Below are 19,447 nucleotides of genomic sequence, written 5' to 3' on the forward strand. Positions count from 1 at the left end.
GTATCAGTAATGTGAAAACAGCCTTTATAGGTACGCCTTATTTTCGCTAAATTAGCAACGGTACAAAACAAATAAATGTCTGATATAATACAACTTTTACCCGATAGTGTTGCCAACCAGATTGCAGCAGGAGAGGTGGTACAGCGGCCGGCATCGGCAGTAAAGGAGCTTTTGGAGAATGCAATTGATGCGGGAGCAGATAAGATACAACTGATTGTAAAAGATGCGGGCAAGGCCCTAATACAGGTGATTGATAATGGCTGCGGAATGAGTATTACCGATGCCCGTATGTGCTTTGAACGCCATGCAACTTCTAAAGTCCGCAAAGCCGAAGATCTGTTTGCTATACGTACTATGGGTTTTAGAGGTGAGGCTATGGCTTCTATAGCCGCAATTGCGCAGGTAGAACTAAAAACCAAACGACATGAAGATGAAGTAGGAACTTTGGTTCAGATAGAAGGTTATAATTTTATTAAACAAGAACCAACTGCTACCCCAAATGGTACAAGTATATCAGTTAAAAATTTGTTTTATAACACTCCGGCACGTCGTAATTTCCTAAAAAGTAATCCTACTGAAATGCGTTATATCATTGATGAGTTTCAGCGGGTAGCTTTGGCCAAGCCACACATTGCATTTAGCCTGCATCATGATGGTAGTGAGATTTACCGCCTCCCGGCGGCATCCATCAAACAGCGTATTGTGCATTTGTTGGGTAACAATTATAACGAGAGGCTAATTCCTGTTGAGGAAGAAACTTCTATTATAAATCTTAAAGGTTATATTGGCAAGCCCGAATTTGCTAAGAAAACACGTGGAGAGCAGTTTTTTTTCGTAAACAATCGCTTTATTAAAGATGGCTATCTTAACCATGCGGTAAACAAGGCTTATCAGGAATTGCTGCCTGATGATAATTTCCCTTTGTATGTGCTGTTTATTGATATTGATCCGGCTAACATTGATGTGAATGTTCATCCCACAAAAACTGAGATTAAGTTTATAGATGAAAAATCTATCTATGCCATTCTGCACTCGGCAATTAAAAGATCTTTGGGCAGATTTAACATTACCCCAACTTTGGATTTTGATCAAGAAACGGCATTTAGCGGAATGATCAGCGTTAAAGCACCTGAAGATATTGTGCCACCAAGTATCAACTTTAATCCGGAATTTAATCCTTTTGGACCTCCTAAAAGCAATGTTGCCGCTCCAAAAGATCCTGCTTTTTCAAAAACTTATGCACCTAAAAAAGAAGTAGAACAGAACTGGCAGTCTTTGTACCAGATCAATCATTTTGAGCAGAATCAGCAAACGGTTATTGATATAGATGATCAGGACGACGATGCTTTTGAAGTACCCAGTAAGCAATATATGCAGGTACATAACCGCTTTATTGTATCGCAGATTAAATCGGGCGTCATGATTGTGGATCAGCAGGCCGCGCATGAGCGGATTTTATATGAGCGTTTTCTGATGCATCTTGAGAACAAAAGAGGCGCTTCACAGCAAAGCCTTTTTCCGCAAACAGTGGTTTTATCTGCCGGCGATTATGAGTTGGCAAAAAGTTTGCTTGAGGACATTAAAAACTTAGGTTTTGATGTGCGTGAGTTTGGTAAGAATACTCTGATTATAGAAGGTGTTCCTGCCGATTTAGGAAGTACAAACGTAAATGAAACCGAACTATTTGAGCACTTGATAGAGGGTTTTAAAAACTCGCAACAGGAACTAAGATTAAGTAAGCGAGAAGCTTTGGCAAGAAGTATGGCCCGTAACAGTGCCATTAAAGCGGGTACGGCTTTAAGCCAACAAGAAATGAACACTTTAATAGAAGAATTATTTGCCTGTAAAATGCCTAATACGGGCGTTAGCGGAAAAGCGACCATACAAACCCTAACACTGGCAGAACTTGCAGCAAAATTTGATAAATCATAAAAAACGCAAAATTATTGTATGAACAATATTCATATTCCACCAGTTGTTAAAAACATACTGATCATCAATGTGATCTTCTTTATAGCCACTATGGTTATAACACGGGTAGATCTGGGTACGGTTTTAGGAGTTTATTATTTCGATTCGCCGCGTTTTGGGTTCTGGCAACCCATCACTTACATGTTCATGCACGGCGGTTTCATGCATATTTTCTTTAATATGTATGCCGTATTTATGTTTGGCAGTGTATTAGAGCAACGCTGGGGGGCAAAGCGGTTTATTAATTTTTACCTGATCACAGGTCTAGGGGCACTGGCTCTGCAATGGGCAGTACAGGCTTTTGAAGTTTACCAGATTACAGGTTCGGCAATAGACAGAGGGCAAATTCCTTTAGATCTGTTTCTAAAAGACAGATTCAATCCTGCTTTATATTCCATGGAAAAATCGGCAACCTTAGCGTCAGTTTATTTCACACCTATGGTTGGTGCATCAGGTGCAGTATTTGGTTTGCTAGTAGCTTTTGCCATGTTATATCCAAATGTAGAGTTGTACATTATGTTTATCCCGGTTCCGGTAAAAGTTAAATACGTAATCCCAGTTTATGTCGTTTTAGAATTGTTTTTGGGTGTGGGTAAATTTCAGGGCGATTCGGTGGCGCACTTTGCGCATATAGGCGGCGCTTTGATTGGCTTTTTACTGGTAAAACTCTGGAAAGACAACAACAGATTTTACGACTATTATGAGTAATATTTGGCATGACATAAAGTATAGAGTGTTTAAATCAGGTAATCCCGTTATGCTGTATATAGGTATCAATGCAGCAGTATTTTTGATAACGGGCATTTTATCGGTTTTAGGGTTCTTTAGTGGTATTAACGGAATGGTGAGCATATTTGTTCGTGAGTATTTTGCTTTTCCTGCCGATCCTCACCTCTGGTTAATCAAATGTTATACTCTGGTTACCTATGCCTTTTTTCATCAGGATTTCTTTCATCTTTTGTTTAACCTGCTTTGGTTGTATTGGATGGGACAATTATTCCTCGACTTTTTAAAAACCCGTCAGTTTCATTTTGTATATTGGGGAGGTGCATTTGCTGGAGCTTTGTTCTTTGCCCTGATCTATAATATTGCTCCTGCTTTCAGAGATGCTGTAGCGGGAGCAACATTAATCGGAGCTTCGGCTGCAGTCATGGCAGTTTTTACCGCCATTGCAACTTTACTGCCCGATTATAGCATACGATTAATGCTGTTTGGAACAGTTAAACTAAAATATTTGCTGTTAGCGTATATTTTGCTCGATATTATCAGTACTTCTTCTTCTGGCATAAATGTAGGAGGCAGTCTGGCACATTTAGGGGGGGTATTATGGGGCTTTACTTATATTAAGTTGTTGCAAAAAGGTAATGACCTGAGTAACCTGTTCAAAAGAAACCCTAAATTGCGGGTTATTAAAAGTGATACAATAAATAAGTCGTCTCAACAACATGGGGCTAAAAAAGCAGATCAAAAAGAAATAGATGCCATTTTAGATAAAATATCAAAAAGTGGTTACAGTAATTTAACTGCTAAAGAGAAACAAACTTTATTCGACGCAAGCAAAGACTAATGGTGAAAAGCAGCAAACTTACATTTATGGATAAACTGATGCTGTTAATTACGGCAGGTTTTATTTTGGGTTTGCTTTTAGGCATGACAGCAGGTAAAATAGATCCACGTAAATTTATTTATATAGCTTTTTTTGGTCTGGCATACAGTTATTTTTTAATAGCAAACATACTGATGGTTATTTATTGGTTGTTGAGGAAAAAATGGCTGTTTTCAATAGTAATTGCTGGTTTAATTTTATGTGGATGGGGACCTTTAACTGCCAGTTACCAGTTTTCGGGAGAAGAAGGTAGCGATGAAAAAAATGACCGTAATGCCTTGAGGTTGATGACCTATAATGTACATCAATTTAAACGTTATGGCGAGAATAATGATATTTCTACCAAAGACCAGATTTTTGAGGTCATTAAAAAGCAGAATCCCGATATCATTTGTTTTCAAGAGTATTATACCCGTTACAAAGGTGCATTTGATATAACCGACAGCGTTAAAAAAAGCTTGGGTTTAAAGTATTATTATTTTCTGCCTTCTGCCCAAAATGATTATGAGGCCTGGGGTGCGGCTATTTTTTCGCGTTACCCCATTAAAAATACCGGGCAGGTAATTTATGGCGCGGTAACCGCAGGTAACGGAAGTATATTTGCAGATATCCAGTTTAAAAATCAAGTGCTCAGAATTTATAATGTGCATTTTCAATCTATATCTTTTGATAAGCAAGATTATGATTACATAGATCAGATATCTAAAAAAATGGATGCTCAATACCGACCTACCAGAAGAATAGCCGGAATGCTAAAATCTGCATTCTTGAAACGAAGCGGGCAGGTAGAGATTTTTACAGACAGTCTGCGCAATTGTAAACTCCCTTTTGTAATTGCCGGCGATTTTAATGATACACCTGCATCTTATGCCGTAAGTAAAGTAATGCGAGGTTTAAAAAATGCTTTTGTAGAAAAAGGACAGGGTTTTGGAAAAACCTATAATGGTAAATTTCCTAATTTCCAGATAGATTATATTGCTACTTCTTCTCATCTGCAGATTAACAGCTACCATATCTCAAAAGCAAAATTATCAGATCATTTTCCTGTGCGCAGCGATATTAGTTTTAGCAATTCTTTACTTAGCGTAGAAGAAAACTAAAGCTGTTTAATGCTAAAAAAATTACCTTTGTAATATGATACAAGAACTTCAGCTATACAATACAATTTCTCGCAAAAAAGAGATTTTTGAACCTTTAAATGCACCCCATGTAGGGATGTATGTGTGCGGTCCTACTGTTTACAGTGATGTACATTTAGGTAACTGTCGTACCTTTATTTCATTTGACCTGATTTTCAGATATCTTACTTATACAGGTTATAAAGTACGCTATGTGCGTAATATTACCGATGCCGGCCACTTAGAGGGCGATAGGGATGAAGGCGATGATAAATTTGCTAAACGGGCCAAACTGGAGCAGCTGGAGCCAATGGAGATTGTACAAAAGTACACACTAGGTTTTCATGAGGTGCTGAGATTGTTCAATACACTTCCGCCAAGCATTGAGCCAACAGCTACCGGGCACATTGTTGAGCAGATAGAAATGATAAAAACCATCATAAATAATGGTTATGCCTATGAGATAGATGGCACTATATATTTTGATGTAGAAAAATACAGCAAAACCTATAACTATACCATTCTTACCAACCGTAATTTAGAAGATATGCTGGCCAATACCAGAGAACTGAATGGTCAGGATGATAAACGCGGTCGTTTGGATTTTGCATTGTGGATCAAAGCTAAGCCAGAAACCCTTATGCAATGGCCTTCGCCATGGGGTATGGGTTTTCCGGGATGGCATATCGAATGTTCGGCCATGAGTGCAAAGTATCTGGGGCAAGAGTTTGATATACATGGTGGAGGGATGGACCTTGCAGCTACGCACCATACCAATGAGATTGCTCAATCAGAGGCCTGTTCTCATGTACAACCGGCCAAGTATTGGATGCATACCAATATGCTAACTGTAAATGGTACTCGAATGTCAAAATCGGCAGGAAACGGATTTTTGCCTCATGAACTCTTTACGGGAGATCATCCTTTATTGCGTAAAGGATATAGTCCAATGACTGTTCGTTTTTTTATGTTACAGGCACATTATCGCAGTACATTAGATTTTAGCAACGATGCCTTAGATGCTTCTGAAAAAGGATTGAAACGTTTGATGAATGCCATGGCTTTACTGCCTAAGCTCGTGCCGTCAGAACAGAGCGATGTAGAGATTGAGCCGATAAGAATAAACTGTATTAATGCAATGAACGATGATTTTAACAGCCCTGTTGCCATTGCAGAATTATTTGAAGCGGCCAGGATCATTAATACCATTTATGATGGTACAAATAAAATTTCGGCAGAGGAACTTGAAAAGCTTAAAAAACTGATGCATGATTTTGTATTTGATATCTTCGGACTTAAAAACGAAGAAGCTGATAATACCAACTTGAATGATGTGCTGGATATGATCATTAGCTTGAGACAAGAAGCCAAATCCAATAAAGATTATGCTACTTCAGATTCAATCCGTATAGGTTTACAGAAAATAGGAATTCAATTAAAAGACAGTAAAGAAGGTACCACCTGGACTAAAATATAGTTAATAAGATGAAAAAAACATGGTTAATACTTCCGGCTATCGCCTTGTTTAGTCTGCATGCATGTCAGCAGAATAAAAATAACGCAGGCCAGGAGAGCACAGAAAACACAGTGAAACTAACATCTCCAGAATTTGATCCAGATAGTGCCTATGCTTATGCCAAAGCACAGGTAGATTTCGGACCACGCATTCCCTCAACAGATGCTCATGCTAAATGTGCAGCTTATCTGGAGCAAAAACTGAACAGTTTCGGTGCTAAGGTTACCATCCAAAAAACAGAGGTAAAGACTTATGATGGTAAAAGCCATACCTTAAAAAATATTGTTGCTGTTTTTGATCCTGAAAAAAAACAGCGTGTATTGGTTACTGCACATTGGGATGCACGTCCTTTCTCAGATCAGGACCCTGATCTTGATATGAGAAATAAACCTTTTGAAGCTGCCAATGATGGAGCTAGTGGCGTAGCTGTGATTTTGGAAATGGCAAGACAAATACAGAAAAGCAAACCAGAAGTAGGCGTTGATTTTATTTTATGGGACATTGAAGATTATGGCAAAGCTAATGATACCAGTCCTAATGAAACCACATGGTGCCTGGGTTCGCAATATTGGGCTAAAAATCCACATATTGCCGGATATAAAGCGATGTATGGTATCAATTTAGATATGGTAGGCGGTAGTAATGCGCAATTTACACAAGATGAGGTATCAAGAAAATACGCAACCAACGTTGTAAATAAGATCTGGAATGTAGGTAATGAAATTGGTTATGGGTCTTATTTTATCAATGTACCTTCAGGAAATATCATTGACGACCATTTCTGGATGAACCAAGCGGGCATACCAACAGCAGATATTATTCATTATTCTGATAATTCGGGATTTTATGTAAACTGGCATACACAATTAGATAATATGAACAATATAGACAGAAATACCTTAAAAGCAGTTGGACAAACTGTGCTTGAAACCATATACCGCGAAAAAACCCAGTAGTATGTTTAATTGTTAAATACTTTTTTAAGCGAAGTAAATACTTAGCTTTATATTCGCTACATCTATTAAAACTAAAACATGAACAAAATTATTATATCAGCTTTAGCTATGACGCTCTGTGCCAGTGCTTACGCTCAAAGATCAGACGGTACCACTAAATCATTAGTCGAAGCAGAAAAAGAGTTTGCAGCTTCAGTAAAAAAGGAAGGAACTTCGGCAGCATTTTCAAAATTTGCAGCTCAGGACGGAATTGTTTTCAGACCTAATCCGGTAAATGCCAAAAAACATTTTGCTACTGCAAAAGATATTTCTGGTTTAAGCTGGGACCCGGTGATCGCCAGGGTATCAAGAAGTGGCGATTGGGGTTTTACCTTAGGTAATTATACTGTAGCCGAAGGAAGTAAAGCAACATACGGACATTATCTAACTGTATGGAGAGCTAATGATGGTAAATGGGAATATATTATTGATATTGGTGCAGATGCTGTTAAGCCTTTTGATAAAAAAATATTAAAAAGCTTTGTTGAGCCTAAAGATAGTTACAGACCAAAATTTGCTTCAGCAAAAGAGCTAAAGGCTTCGGTAGATATTATTTATGCTACAGAAAAAACTTTAAATACTACTCTAAAAGCAATGGGCCCTCAGGCTTTTGCAGGCTTTTTAAATCATGATGCGGTTTTACAGTTTCCGGGAACAGAAACCATTACCGGTAAAAATGATATTTTAGCTTTCAACAATAGAGTTATAGATAAGATTTCTCTTAAAACGGTACAAGCCGATAAAGCTTTAGGAGGTGATTATGCTTATACTTATGGTGTTGCAACCATAGATTATAAAGCTGATCTGAGAGAAAGCTTCAACTATGTATTTATCTGGCAACGTCAGTCGGATGCCACATGGAACATCATTGCTCAGATATTTAATGAAGCTGTAAGGTAATAAACACTTAGTTACAAATAAAAGGCTGTTCAATTTGAACAGCCTTTCTTATGTTAAAGCTTATTATTAAGCTATACCTTCAATATCGAATAAATGTTTTTCTGCATGATAAGAAGAACGTACCAGAGGGCCGCTTTCTACGTATTTTAGACCTTTGGAAAGACCGGCTTCTTTGTACTTGGCAAACTGATCTGGATGGATCCAGTCTACTACAGGATGATGGCTTTTTGTAGGCTGCAAATACTGGCCTAAGGTTAAAATATGTACCCCGTTAGCCACCAGATCATCCATAGCTTCTAATACATCTTCTTCAGTTTCTCCTAAGCCTAACATGATACCGGTTTTGGTGCGTAAACCAAATTCAGAAATTCTTTTCAGACACTCTAAACTTCTGTCATATTTAGCTTGAATGCGCACTTGTCTGGTTAAACGTTTTACGGTTTCCATATTGTGCGAAACAACTTCAGGTCTTTCTTCTAATACGCGGTATAAATTATCCCACTGACCTTTAAAATCAGGAATTAAGGTTTCTAAGGTAGTAACAGGGCTTTCTCTTCTGATCGCTTTTAAGGTTTCAGCCCAGATGATAGAACCACCATCTTTAAGATCATCTCTGTCAACAGAAGTAATTACGCAATGCTTAACGCCCATTAGTTTAACAGAAGTGGCCACACGGTTGGGTTCGTCATTATCAACAGCTAATGGTCTGCCGGTTGCTACAGCACAAAAAGAACATGAGCGGGTACAGATGTTACCCAGAATCATGAATGTGGCTGTTCCTGCTCCCCAGCACTCGCCCATATTAGGGCAGTTACCACTTTCGCAAATGGTGTGCAGCTTGTGTTCATCCACAAGAGATCTTACTTGAGCATATTCTTTACCAACAGGTAATTTAACTCTTAACCAATCCGGTTTACGCGGTTTATCGGTAACAGCAGCTACAACAGGTAATTCTATCATATTGCAAAGTTAAATAATCTTTGCCAATAGTTATAAGTCTTATATGTTGCAAACATGTAATGTTTTGAAGCTAAAATTAAATAGATACCAGGTTTACGGTAGTGATGGGGCATTACATTAGCGCCACATGAAAGACTAATGTAAAAAAAATAAGAAATTGCCTTTAAAACCCTTAAAAGACAAAGCTATATGCATAATAAATAATTGCAAAGCAGTAAATTTGCAGAAAATTTAGCAATGGCAACATCAAAAATTACCTATACCGGAGGGTTAAGAACGTCTTCGGTTCATATAAAATCGGGAAATACCATTATTACTGATGCTCCTGTAGACAATCATGGTAAAGGAGAGTCTTTTTCTCCCACAGATCTTTTGGCCACTTCATTGGGTAACTGCATGCTTACCATTGTTGGTATAGCGGCTAATACACATGGCTTTAATATAGATGGCGCTACAGCCGAAGTTACCAAGATTATGGCCGAACAACCTCGCAGGGTAAGTGAGATCAGAATTGATCTGCATTTTCCTGAAAATAATTATTCTGCTAAAGAAAAAGAAATCATAGAGCGTTCGGCAAGAACTTGTCCGGTTGCCTATAGCCTGCATCCTGATATAAAGAAAGAAATTACGTTTAACTTTTAGTATAAACTTTTTAGCACTTTCCGGTGTTAAGAGTAAATAGATTTTATTTGGTTTTTTAATGAGTAAGAAAAAAAAGTCGGTTACCGAAACCGATGTAGATGTGGTTCTGATAGGAGCGGGCATTATGAGCGCAACATTAGGCGTGCTCTTAAAAGAACTTGAACCCGGTCTAAGCATTGAAATTTATGAAAGACTTGATGTTGCTGCAGCCGAAAGTTCTGATGCCTGGAATAATGCCGGAACAGGTCATTCTGCCTTTTGTGAACTTAATTATACCCCACAAAAAGCAAATGGTACAGTGGAGATTAAAAAGGCTGTAAGCATTGCAGAATCTTTTGAAGTGTCTAAGCAATTTTGGGCCTATCTGGTGCAAAAAGGAGTTTTGTCAAAACCTGAAGATTTCATTAAACATATTCCTCATTTAAGCTTTGTATGGGGTAAAAAAAATGTAGATTTCTTAAAGACCCGTCATACCAATCTTACGGCCTGTAACTTGTTTAAAGACATGGAATACAGCGAAGATCCTAAAACTATAAAAGAGTGGATACCCTTAGTAATGGAAGGAAGGGATGAGAAGGAGAAAGTGGCGGCCACTAAAATGGAGTTGGGAACAGATGTGAATTTTGGATCATTAACCCGCGAAATGTTTGCTTATTTAGGCAAACAGGAAAGTGTGAAACTCCATTTTCACCATGAAGTACGTGATCTTAAAAAAGAAGGTAATATTTGGGAGGTTGAGGTAAAGAATCTAGAGAACCGGAAAAAAGCTAAACGTAAAGCTAAATTTGTATTCATTGGAGCTGGGGGCGGGTCTTTATTGCTGTTAGAAAAATCAGATATTAAAGAAGGAAAAGGCTTTGGTGGTTTTCCAGTAAGCGGACAATGGTTAAAATGTACCAATGAAAAGGTTATTGCCCAGCATCATGCCAAAGTATACGGCAAAGCCGCGGTAGGAGCACCGCCAATGTCGGTGCCTCATTTAGATACCCGTATCATTAATGGTAAACAAGCTTTGCTTTTTGGGCCTTATGCAGGTTTCTCTACCAAATTTTTAAAAAATGGCTCTTACCTTGATTTAGCCAAGTCTATTAAATTTAACAACATACGCCCGATGATATCGGCAGGATTGAAAAATATCGATCTGACTAAATACCTGATCGAGCAGGTACGTCAGTCGCCCGAAGACAGGTTTGAAGCTTTAAAAGAATTTATGCCAAATGCCGATATTAAAGATTGGGAATTAGAAATTGCCGGTCAGCGTGTACAGGTAATTAAAAGAAAAGCAAGCGGCGGAGGTATACTGGAATTTGGAACTGAGGTGGTAAGTGCTGCAGATGGCTCCATAGCGGCTTTATTGGGAGCTTCTCCCGGTGCTTCAACAGCAGTATCTATTATGCTTGATCTTTTGGGGCGTTGTTTTAAAAAACAGATACAAACTGCCGAATGGCAAACCAAAATAAGAGGCATGATACCAAGTTACGGACAGAAATTAGCTGAAGATCCGGAGTTATGTGCCGAAACCCGTAATTATACTTCTAAAGAGTTGAAATTAAATTCCTGATAAAGGAATTATGATAAATAATGGAGCTGCTTCAAAAATCTTGAAATTCGTCATTCTGAGTTTGTTTCAGTCCGAAATATTGTTGTAGTATTTCTGTAAACAGACTGAAATAAATTCAGGGTGACGACCTATTTTTTAGACAGCCTCATTTTTTATAAAGATTTTTCTATTTCTGCGGCAATTTCTTCTGCCGATATATCACTATGAGATGAATCTAAAATACACTCGCCGTCTTTAATTAAAAGGGCTTGAGGCGATTCGTGGTGAACATGAAACGTTTCTGCAATGTAGTTAGAAACATCGCGATGGGCAATAAGGTCTAAAAAATAAAGCTTGGTATGTGGAGGAATGCTTTCCCATCCAAATTCAAAACTTCTTTTAGCCATTGAACTCACAGAACACCTCGTACTATGCTTAAATATAACACTATAGCCGGGGGACTGCTTAATCTCATCAATCTGTTGAGTTGAAGTAAGGTCTTGCCAGCGCATTAATTTTTTCTCCCTTTATATTCAGGATAAGAACTGTAAGCCGGACAAAGTTTATTTGAGCACGATTGTAATACACTTAATACGCAAAATACAACAAGCACAATAATCGCTATTTTTTTCATTATTAAAAGTTTAATGGTTCTAAAATACAAATTTTAAACTTAAACATGTGCTGCAAAATGAGCCATTTTTATAGCTGTGATGGCGGCCTCGTCGCCTTTGTTTCCATGCACACCACCAGCACGGTCTATAGCTTGTTGTTCATCGTTGGTAGTTAATACGCCAAAAATAACAGGTTTGCCATGTTTAAGACCAACGTTGGTTATACCATGTGCGGCAGCGTCACAAATAAAATCAAAATGTTTGGTATCGCCCTGTATAACACAGCCTATGCAGATTACGGCGTCTAAATCTTGTTGTTTTGCCAACAATATATCTGCTGCCGAAGAAAGCTCAAACGTGCCTGGTATGCTTAAAGAAACAATGTTTTCTTCTTTAACCTGATGTTTTTTCAATGTACTGAAGGCACCTTCATAAAGAGCTCCTGTTATTTTTGCATTCCACTCGGCTACAATAATGCCGATTTTAAATTTTTCTCCATTGGGAATAGTGGTATGAGAGAAATCTGATAGGTTTTTAAGATGTGTTGCCATGTGGCAAAGATAAATTAATTTATATGTTTTACGATAGGGTAAACAGAAACAAAAAAGCCCTGCAACATTGCAGGGCTTTTTTATCAATAGGGTTATATCTTATTTAACTTGTGCGTTTGCTCGGGCGATATATTCATCGATCATTGCAGCTTCCTGACTTTGAGGAAACTCACTTTTTATTTTGGTATAAGCATCTTCTGCGGCTTTAAAATCTTTTTGAGCTTCATAAACCAAACCTAATTTCTTTAAGAACATAGGAGCAGTGAATTTATTGTTAGATTTATCAGCAGCCTTTTTGTAATAAGAAGCAGCTTGTTTGTAATCTTTAAGCTCGCTATAAGCATCACCTAACAAACCTAAAGCAAGTGGATCGATAACTTCGCTACCGGTAGATGAGTATTTGTTTAAAGCGTCAACAGCTTTTTTATACTCGCCTTTACGAAGATATATGCCTCCTAAATATAAATTAGCTAAGTTAGCTGATTTTGTATTTTGGTATTCCTCAGCAATTTTTTCTAATCCAGGGTATCCGCCTTCGCCGTTAATCGCTTTATTAGCTAATGAGTCAACGCCAATGTACTGTTCTGCTTTGAACATTTGTGCAGAAGCTTCTTCGGCTCTATTTTTTAAATAAACATTCTGATACCAGATGTAGATACCAATTAAAACTACAACTGCACCAGCTATAAAGAGTAAACTTTTAGCATTTTCCTGAACAAAAGAACCTTTTCTTACCGGGTGTTCTATTTCTTTCTCTTTTACAGACATTTTATAATTTGGAATTAAGGATTGCAAAAATACATTTTTCAATGAAAGTATCAACCCCTTTTTAACTATTTAATTAAAGTTTAGCGTTTTACCATGGCTTTCAGCGCAAATTTTGCCAGCCTGTTTAGGTAAAAACGTTTTGCAAAATAAAACATTTACCACGAGGGTAAAAAATGGTAACTTTGTTTACCTTATGTGGCTAAAAAATTTAACTCTTCTTTATTTTAAAAACTATGCATCGGCAGAGCTTACTTTTTCACCTACTGTTAATGTTTTTGTAGGTAATAATGGTGCCGGAAAAACCAATTTGCTGGATGCCATACATTACCTGTGCCTGTGCAAAAGTTATTTCAATCCAATAGATAACCAACAGATCAAAATAGGAGAAGAACTTTTTTTGGTGCAGGGTAATTTTGATAAAGATGGTAAAGCCGAACAGATCAGCTGCGGGGTTAAGCGAAATCAGAAAAAACAGTTTAAGCGAAATAAAAAGGAATATGAAAAACTTGCAGATCATATAGGCTTATTTCCAGTAGTAATGATTTCTCCTTATGATGTGAACCTAATTATGGAAGGCAGTGAAGAACGCAGACGTTTTGTTGATAATGTGATTTCACAAACAGATACGCAATATCTCGATTTGCTGATTACATACAACAAACATTTATTGAACAGAAATACGCTGCTTAAACAGGTGGCCGCCACACATAAACTGGATGTAGCGCTTTTAGAAATTCTAAATGAGCAGTTAGCCCATGTGGGGAATGCTATTTTTGCAAAACGTAAACAGTTTTTAACCGAATTTATCCCTTTATTCAATAAGCATTACAGCTTTATTTCGGGCGATGCTGAAGAAGTGGCTTTAAACTACCAGTCTCAGCTGAGTGAAAAACCTTTAGAGGTTTTACTGGAAGAAAGCTTGGAAAAAGACCGCATACTGGAACGTACTACCACAGGTATTCATAAAGACGAATTGCTTTTTAGTATTGCAGATGTACCTTTAAAGAAATTTGGCTCACAAGGACAACAGAAGTCGTTTTTAATTGCATTAAAATTAGCTCAATATAGCTACCTGCAAAAATTTAAAGGTTACAAACCTTTGCTTTTACTGGATGATATATTTGATAAGTTAGATAATCTTAGAGTACATAAATTGATGCAAATGGTATCGCATGATGATTTTGGACAGATTTTCATTACTGATGCTAATAAAGAACGCGTGATTAACGTGTTTAATGAAATAAAAGCCGATATTAATTTGTTTGAGGTTGTAAATGGAAATGTAGCACATGCGTAAACCAAATGATATAACGCTGAAAGAGGCTATTGAGAAAATGCTCAAGCATTACCGTATAAAAGGTAAATTTGATGAAACTGGCGTGGTAGCCTTATGGCCGGAAATTATGGGAACGGCAGTATCTAACCGTACTACACAGATTTATGTACATCAGCACAAACTATTTGTCCGCATAGAATCTTCAGTTATTAAAAATGAATTGCTTATGGTGCGCTCTGCAATCATTCACAAGATTAATGAAAGAATTGGCACACCAGTAATCAGTGAGATTGTTTTTTTATAAACATTAAGAATCCTTACTGCCTCCAAAAATTTTTGCAGCCAGCCAGATAATAAGGGCTAAAACCAAAACAACGATTAGTACGCCTGACCATACACCTGCTTTAAAAATACCAGCTATAAATTCGCAACTCTGTAGTGTGGTACAAAATATCAATACTAAAGCAATCCAACTAAAATTTTTCATAGCTTCTCCGTTTTAATTATTAACGTTTTAGTGGTTAAAAAGGTTTTATAACTTTAAGTAAAAAGAAAAGGTCATTAAAAATAAATAACCTTTTTAATGACCTCTATGAAAAATCCTTTATTGAAATTTAAGCTAATTAGCTGCAGGTGCGTCTATTTTAATCAGCTCAATTTCAAAGATTAATGTAGCATACGGAGGAATATTTTGTCCAGCGCCGCTTGTTCCGTAACCTAAATTATAAGGAATGTAGAATTTATATTTTGAACCTTCAGGCATTAACTGAACACCCTCTGTCCAGCCTTTAATTACACGGTTCAAATCAAGAGAAATAGGCTCGCCTCTTTTATAAGAACTGTCAAACTCAAAGCCATTAAGTAAAGTGCCCTGATAATGTACAGTTACCTGATCTGTGGCTTTGGGTTTATTGCCCGTACCCTGTTTAATAATTTCATATTGCAAACCACTTGCAGTAGTAATAACGCCTTTTTTTAATTTATTCTTTGCCAGAAATTCTTCACCTTCTTTAATCTGTGCAGCAAACTGGTTTTTGCTTTTTTCTTCTCTTACACTGGCCAGACTTTCAAAAAGTTTGTTAATAGTGAGTTGAGCGGTTTCTTCATTTAAAACAGGAGTGTTGCTATCAAAAGCATCTTTTAAACCCTTAACCAACAATTCGTAATTTAAACTACTTAATCCCCCGGCTTTTAAATTGCTAGCCATGGCGTTACCAAACGCGTAACTGGCAGAATCAAGTAGATTAGTAAAAACAGGTTTTGCTGTAAATGTAGTTTTGGTTATTGTTTTAGTTATTGAAGCTGGTTTTTTGGCTACTGTAGCTGTTTTGGTTTTGTTTTGCGCTTTTACCTGAGCAGATAGAGCTAAGGCAAATATTAGGATAAAAGTTTTTTTCATGTTAAAGGTTTTAAGGCGAAATATACAAATAAAAAATAAGCACCCTGAAAAGAGTGCTTAGTTAAAAACAATATTCTTAATGCTTAGAAACGCTCATCAGCAGTGAAAAAGAAATCTCCTTCAATTTGTGCATTTTCATCAGAATCTGATCCATGGATAGCGTTTGCATCAATAGATTTGGCATACTTCTGACGGATGGTGCCTTCTGCAGCCTCAGCAGGATTTGTAGATCCGATTAGTTTTCTGAACTCTTCAATTGCATTGTCTTTCTCTAAAATAGCCGCAACAATTGGTCCTGAAGACATGAAGCTAACTAAATCATTATAAAAAGGACGCTCTTTATGTACAGCGTAAAACTCGCCTGCTTTTTCAGGGCTCAGTCTGGTGTACTTCATTGCAATAATTTTAAATCCTGCTTTTGTGATATCATTTATGATTGCACCGATGTGTCCGTTCGCAACAGCATCAGGTTTAATCATAGTAAAGGTTCTGTTAGTTGTCATTTGTATTAAATTTTTTGCAAAAATACAGTTTATAAAATTAAAATTAAAGAGACAGTAATAAGAAGATATCTTTATGTTTAAAATCCTTAACTTCGCAAGCTATATATGATTACAAGTACCGATTTAAAAAGCTTATTGTCAGTACCTCAACAGATTGTGATTACTACGCACCACAAACCTGACGGTGATGCTATGGGCTCATCATTAGGATTATATGCCTACCTAATTCAAAAAGGACATCACGTTAGTGTAATTGCACCCACAGATTATCCTGAATTTTTACATTGGATGCCCAACAACAGTGAGGTGCTTATTTATACAGAAGCAGAAGGACAATCTGTAAAACTGGTAAATGAAGCTGCTATTATTTTTTGCTTAGACTTTAATGCGTTAGGACGGATTAATGCTCTCGGAGAACATGTGAGAGAGGCTTCTGCCGTAAAAGTAATGATCGATCATCATTTGGATCCCGAAGATTTTGATGATTACAGGCACTGGAATATCAATGCATGTGCATCTGCGCAGCTGGTTTATGATTTTATCATAAATGTAATGGAAGAACCTCAGCTGGTTAACAAAGATGTGGCTACCTGTTTGTATACGGGAATTATGACAGATTCAGGATCTTTTCGTTTCCCTTCAGCAACATCTGAAGTTTACCGTATTGCTGCTGATCTGATCGATGCCGGAGCTGAACATTGGCGGATCCATCAACTGGTTTATGATAATGTTTCAGAGACCCGGATCAAATTTTTAGGTTATTGCCTATCGCATAAATTAGAAATTCTAAGAGATTTTAATACAGCTATTATTAGTGTAAATAAGCAGGAGCTAGAACAGTTTAAAATAGAAACCGGCGATACAGAAGGTATTGTAAATTATGCTTTGTCTGTTAATGGCATTAAACTGGCTGCTTTTATTATTGAGCGTACGGATAAGGTTAAATTATCATTAAGATCTACCGGTGATTTTCCTGCAAACGAGATCTGTAAAAAGTATTTTAACGGAGGAGGTCACAGAAATGCTGCAGGAGGCTCATCTGATCAGAACCTTGAACAAACCGTAGAGGCTTTCAAAGCTGTATTACCTGAATATAAAGCACTGCTTTTTGTTTAGCATAAATTTTTATAATAAATATATAAGTAAAGCGTAAAGCTGTTAAATTCGCATCACGTTATTAAACATAAAATTAAATGAAAAAAAGTTTAGCAATTCTTTTTGTAGCTGCCTTAGGTTTAGCTGCATGTAACACTGAAAAGAAAGGACCGGGAGGTTTGTTATATACCATCCATAAATCTGGTGGAAAAGACAAAATTAAAGAAGGAGATATCGTTAAGATTAATTTTACCCAGAAAAATGAAAAAGATTCTGTATTAGGGAGCACTTACGAGACTGAACAGGCGCAAATATTTCCTGTAAGTAAAAAGAATTATGCGGGAGATATGAATGATGTGTTGACACTTTTTGGTGAAGGTGACAGCGCAACATTTAAAATTAATTTGGATACTATGGCTGCACGTACAAACCAGCCTAAACCAGAGCAATTTAAAAATGATAAATACATGATATTTACGGTTAAAGTTGAAAAAGTATTCAAAAAAGGAGCTAATGAACCTGATTCGGTATTTCATAAAAAGGCAAGCGATTTTTTTCAGGCAGACTACAAAGCTGATATGGAGAAAAGAAAAGCTGCTGAGCCAGGTAAAATCAAACAATATATCAAAGAAAATAATTTAAAAGTAACTACTTCACCAAGTGGCTTAGAGTATGTAATTACTGCTCCGGGTACCGGCGAAAAAGCAAACAATACAGACACTGTGGTGATTAACTATATTGGTAGATTTACCAAGAAAAATGCCAAAGGTAAATACGTTTTATTTGATACCAACGTTGAAAAAGCTGCTAAAGAAGCTGATCACATACAGCCTGGCCATAAATATGAGCCTGCAAAAATGTTACCTACCAACGTAGTACCTGGTTTCTCTGAAGCTATAAAATTAATAGGTAAAGGGGGTAAAATCACAGCTATTTTCCCGTCTAAATTAGGTTATGGAGAAGAAGGCGGTGGTCCATTTGCGCCATACACACCAATGGTTTTTGAAATAGAAGTAATAGATATTATTAAACCTAAAGCAGCAGCACCTGTGCAACCAGCACCTCCGGCTCCTGTAAAAAAATAATTTAGATTATTTACGATTGTAAACCCTGTTTGAGTTTCTCAAACAGGGTTTTTTATTTAAAGCTTTAATAGCCGCTTAAATTAAAATAACTTTGCATGATGCAACTTACAGATACCCATACCCACCTGTATTATGAAAAAGACCCGCAATTGCTTAAGCAGTTAATGGACAGGTGTTTTGAGCAAAAGGTAGAGCGGTTGTTTTTACCTAATGTAGATGTAAACTCTATTCCTTTAATTGATGAGTTGGTAAAAAACTATCCGGATTATTGCTTTGCCATGTTAGGATTGCATCCTTGTGATGTAAAAGAAGATTTTGAAGAACAGTTACAGGTTATTAAAGGAGCTTTAGCTGATAGGAAGATATACGCCATAGGAGAAATAGGAATTGACCTGTACTGGGATAAAAGTACTTTAGCTATTCAGCAGAAAGCATTTGCCGAACAAATAGAATGGGCAAAATCATTGGATCTGCCTATTGTAATTCATTGTAGAGAGGCTTTTGATGAGGTTTTTGAAATGCTGGAACGATATAAAGATTCTAAATTAAGAGGTATTTTTCATTGCTTTACAGGCAATATAGCACAAGCAGAACAAGCTATAGATTTAGGTTTTTATTTAGGAATAGGTGGAGTAGTTACTTATAAAAAGGCAGGCTTAGATGAGGTATTAAAAAACATAAATCTGAAACATATCGTACTTGAAACAGATTCCCCTTATCTGGCTCCTGTTCCATTCAGGGGTAAACCTAATGAAAGCAGTTATCTCATTCATATTGCTCAGAAATTGGCAGATATTTATGCGTTGGATTTAGCAGAAGTTGCAGCAGTTACCACTGCTAACTCAAAAAAAATTTTTGGGGTTTAGGCAAAGCTTATAACTTTATAGCACTAACTAACTTACTAAAAC

22 protein-coding genes are annotated in these 19,447 nt (G+C 37.0%); 14 read left to right on the plus strand and 8 right to left on the minus strand.

Annotated elements, in window-relative coordinates; genetic code table 11:
* Positions 1–75 precede the first annotated feature (75 nt).
* The 7 genes from mutL (at position 76) to ACLHG9_RS14615 (ending at position 8,106) form a co-directional block, all read left to right on the plus strand.
* Positions 76–1,932 (plus strand): DNA mismatch repair endonuclease MutL, encoded by a 1,857-nt coding sequence (gene mutL, locus ACLHG9_RS14585; RefSeq protein WP_410222235.1) that lies wholly within the window; start codon positions 76–78, stop codon positions 1,930–1,932.
* 18 nt (positions 1,933–1,950) lie between these two features.
* Positions 1,951–2,679, plus strand: a complete 729-nt coding sequence (locus tag ACLHG9_RS14590; protein WP_410222236.1) for a rhomboid family intramembrane serine protease — start codon at positions 1,951–1,953, stop codon at positions 2,677–2,679.
* Positions 2,672–3,538, plus strand: coding sequence for a rhomboid family intramembrane serine protease (locus ACLHG9_RS14595; RefSeq protein WP_410222237.1), 867 nt, complete (start codon positions 2,672–2,674; stop codon positions 3,536–3,538). Before ACLHG9_RS14590 ends, ACLHG9_RS14595 begins: the two co-directional genes overlap by 8 nt.
* Positions 3,538–4,677 (plus strand): endonuclease/exonuclease/phosphatase family protein, encoded by a 1,140-nt coding sequence (locus ACLHG9_RS14600; RefSeq protein ID WP_410222238.1) that lies wholly within the window; start codon positions 3,538–3,540, stop codon positions 4,675–4,677. Before ACLHG9_RS14595 ends, ACLHG9_RS14600 begins: the two co-directional genes overlap by 1 nt.
* 34 nt (positions 4,678–4,711) lie before the next feature.
* Positions 4,712–6,172: a cysteine--tRNA ligase gene (cysS, locus tag ACLHG9_RS14605; RefSeq protein ID WP_410222239.1), complete on the plus strand. Its 1,461-nt coding sequence runs from the start codon at positions 4,712–4,714 to the stop codon at positions 6,170–6,172.
* Between the two features lie 8 nt (positions 6,173–6,180).
* Positions 6,181–7,167: a M28 family peptidase gene (locus ACLHG9_RS14610; RefSeq protein ID WP_410222240.1), complete on the plus strand. Its 987-nt coding sequence runs from the start codon at positions 6,181–6,183 to the stop codon at positions 7,165–7,167.
* Between the two features lie 78 nt (positions 7,168–7,245).
* Positions 7,246–8,106 (plus strand): nuclear transport factor 2 family protein, encoded by an 861-nt coding sequence (locus tag ACLHG9_RS14615; protein ID WP_410222241.1) that lies wholly within the window; start codon positions 7,246–7,248, stop codon positions 8,104–8,106.
* A 66-nt stretch (positions 8,107–8,172) separates the two neighbouring features.
* Here the strand turns inward: ACLHG9_RS14615 and lipA are convergent, their stop codons facing one another.
* A complete protein-coding gene (lipA, locus tag ACLHG9_RS14620; protein WP_410222242.1) occupies positions 8,173–9,066 on the minus strand; it encodes a lipoyl synthase in 894 nt (297 codons plus the stop codon).
* A gap of 237 nt (positions 9,067–9,303) precedes the next feature.
* Between lipA and ACLHG9_RS14625 the strand changes: the two genes are divergently transcribed.
* Entirely contained in the window at positions 9,304–9,708 is a 405-nt protein-coding gene (locus ACLHG9_RS14625) for an OsmC family protein (protein ID WP_410222243.1), read from the plus strand.
* A 58-nt stretch (positions 9,709–9,766) separates the two neighbouring features.
* Positions 9,767–11,269, plus strand: coding sequence for a malate:quinone oxidoreductase (locus ACLHG9_RS14630; RefSeq protein ID WP_410222244.1), 1,503 nt, complete (start codon positions 9,767–9,769; stop codon positions 11,267–11,269).
* Between the two features lie 152 nt (positions 11,270–11,421).
* On the opposite strand, the gene ytxJ is transcribed toward ACLHG9_RS14630, so the two are convergent.
* The 4 genes from ytxJ to ACLHG9_RS14650 form a co-directional block, all read right to left on the minus strand.
* Positions 11,422–11,760: a bacillithiol system redox-active protein YtxJ gene (ytxJ, locus tag ACLHG9_RS14635; protein ID WP_410222245.1), complete on the minus strand. Its 339-nt coding sequence runs from the start codon at positions 11,758–11,760 to the stop codon at positions 11,422–11,424.
* Complete coding sequence (locus ACLHG9_RS14640; protein ID WP_410222246.1) at positions 11,760–11,882, minus strand: hypothetical protein; 123 nt, start codon at positions 11,880–11,882, stop codon at positions 11,760–11,762. The genes ytxJ and ACLHG9_RS14640 overlap by 1 nt, the downstream gene beginning before the upstream one ends.
* Before the next feature lie 39 nt (positions 11,883–11,921).
* Complete coding sequence (ribH, locus tag ACLHG9_RS14645) at positions 11,922–12,413, minus strand: 6,7-dimethyl-8-ribityllumazine synthase (protein WP_410222247.1); 492 nt, start codon at positions 12,411–12,413, stop codon at positions 11,922–11,924.
* 99 nt (positions 12,414–12,512) lie between these two features.
* On the minus strand, positions 12,513–13,181 hold the full coding sequence (locus ACLHG9_RS14650; protein ID WP_410222248.1) for a tetratricopeptide repeat protein: 669 nt from the start codon (positions 13,179–13,181) through the stop codon (positions 12,513–12,515).
* Positions 13,182–13,374: 193 nt separating this feature from the next.
* Between ACLHG9_RS14650 and recF the strand changes: the two genes are divergently transcribed.
* On the plus strand, positions 13,375–14,478 hold the full coding sequence (recF, locus tag ACLHG9_RS14655; protein ID WP_410222249.1) for a DNA replication/repair protein RecF: 1,104 nt from the start codon (positions 13,375–13,377) through the stop codon (positions 14,476–14,478).
* Complete coding sequence (locus tag ACLHG9_RS14660; protein ID WP_410222250.1) at positions 14,471–14,761, plus strand: DUF721 domain-containing protein; 291 nt, start codon at positions 14,471–14,473, stop codon at positions 14,759–14,761. The genes recF and ACLHG9_RS14660 overlap by 8 nt, the downstream gene beginning before the upstream one ends.
* Before the next feature lie 3 nt (positions 14,762–14,764).
* Here the strand turns inward: ACLHG9_RS14660 and ACLHG9_RS14665 are convergent, their stop codons facing one another.
* From ACLHG9_RS14665 to ACLHG9_RS14675, 3 genes are all read right to left on the minus strand, one after another.
* Positions 14,765–14,944 carry a hypothetical protein gene (locus tag ACLHG9_RS14665; protein WP_410222251.1) on the minus strand — a complete coding sequence of 60 codons (180 nt, stop codon included), beginning with the start codon at positions 14,942–14,944 and terminating at the stop codon, positions 14,765–14,767.
* A 132-nt stretch (positions 14,945–15,076) separates the two neighbouring features.
* Positions 15,077–15,856: an FKBP-type peptidyl-prolyl cis-trans isomerase gene (locus ACLHG9_RS14670; RefSeq protein ID WP_410222252.1), complete on the minus strand. Its 780-nt coding sequence runs from the start codon at positions 15,854–15,856 to the stop codon at positions 15,077–15,079.
* 83 nt (positions 15,857–15,939) lie between these two features.
* The gene (locus tag ACLHG9_RS14675) at positions 15,940–16,359 is read right to left on the minus strand and encodes a nucleoside-diphosphate kinase (RefSeq protein WP_410222253.1); all 420 of its coding nucleotides are present in this window, start codon (positions 16,357–16,359) and stop codon (positions 15,940–15,942) included.
* 105 nt (positions 16,360–16,464) lie between these two features.
* Between ACLHG9_RS14675 and ACLHG9_RS14680 the strand changes: the two genes are divergently transcribed.
* From ACLHG9_RS14680 to ACLHG9_RS14690, 3 genes are all read left to right on the plus strand, one after another.
* Positions 16,465–17,475 carry a DHH family phosphoesterase gene (locus ACLHG9_RS14680; RefSeq protein WP_410222254.1) on the plus strand — a complete coding sequence of 337 codons (1,011 nt, stop codon included), beginning with the start codon at positions 16,465–16,467 and terminating at the stop codon, positions 17,473–17,475.
* Positions 17,476–17,552: 77 nt separating this feature from the next.
* On the plus strand, positions 17,553–18,539 hold the full coding sequence (locus ACLHG9_RS14685; protein WP_410222255.1) for an FKBP-type peptidyl-prolyl cis-trans isomerase: 987 nt from the start codon (positions 17,553–17,555) through the stop codon (positions 18,537–18,539).
* 98 nt (positions 18,540–18,637) lie between these two features.
* On the plus strand, positions 18,638–19,405 hold the full coding sequence (locus ACLHG9_RS14690) for a TatD family hydrolase (RefSeq protein ID WP_410222291.1): 768 nt from the start codon (positions 18,638–18,640) through the stop codon (positions 19,403–19,405).
* The last annotated feature ends 42 nt before the right edge of the window (positions 19,406–19,447 follow it).

The organism is Pedobacter sp. (assembly GCF_046462515.1).
In the GTDB taxonomy this organism is placed as follows: Bacteria; Bacteroidota; Bacteroidia; order Sphingobacteriales; family Sphingobacteriaceae; genus Pedobacter.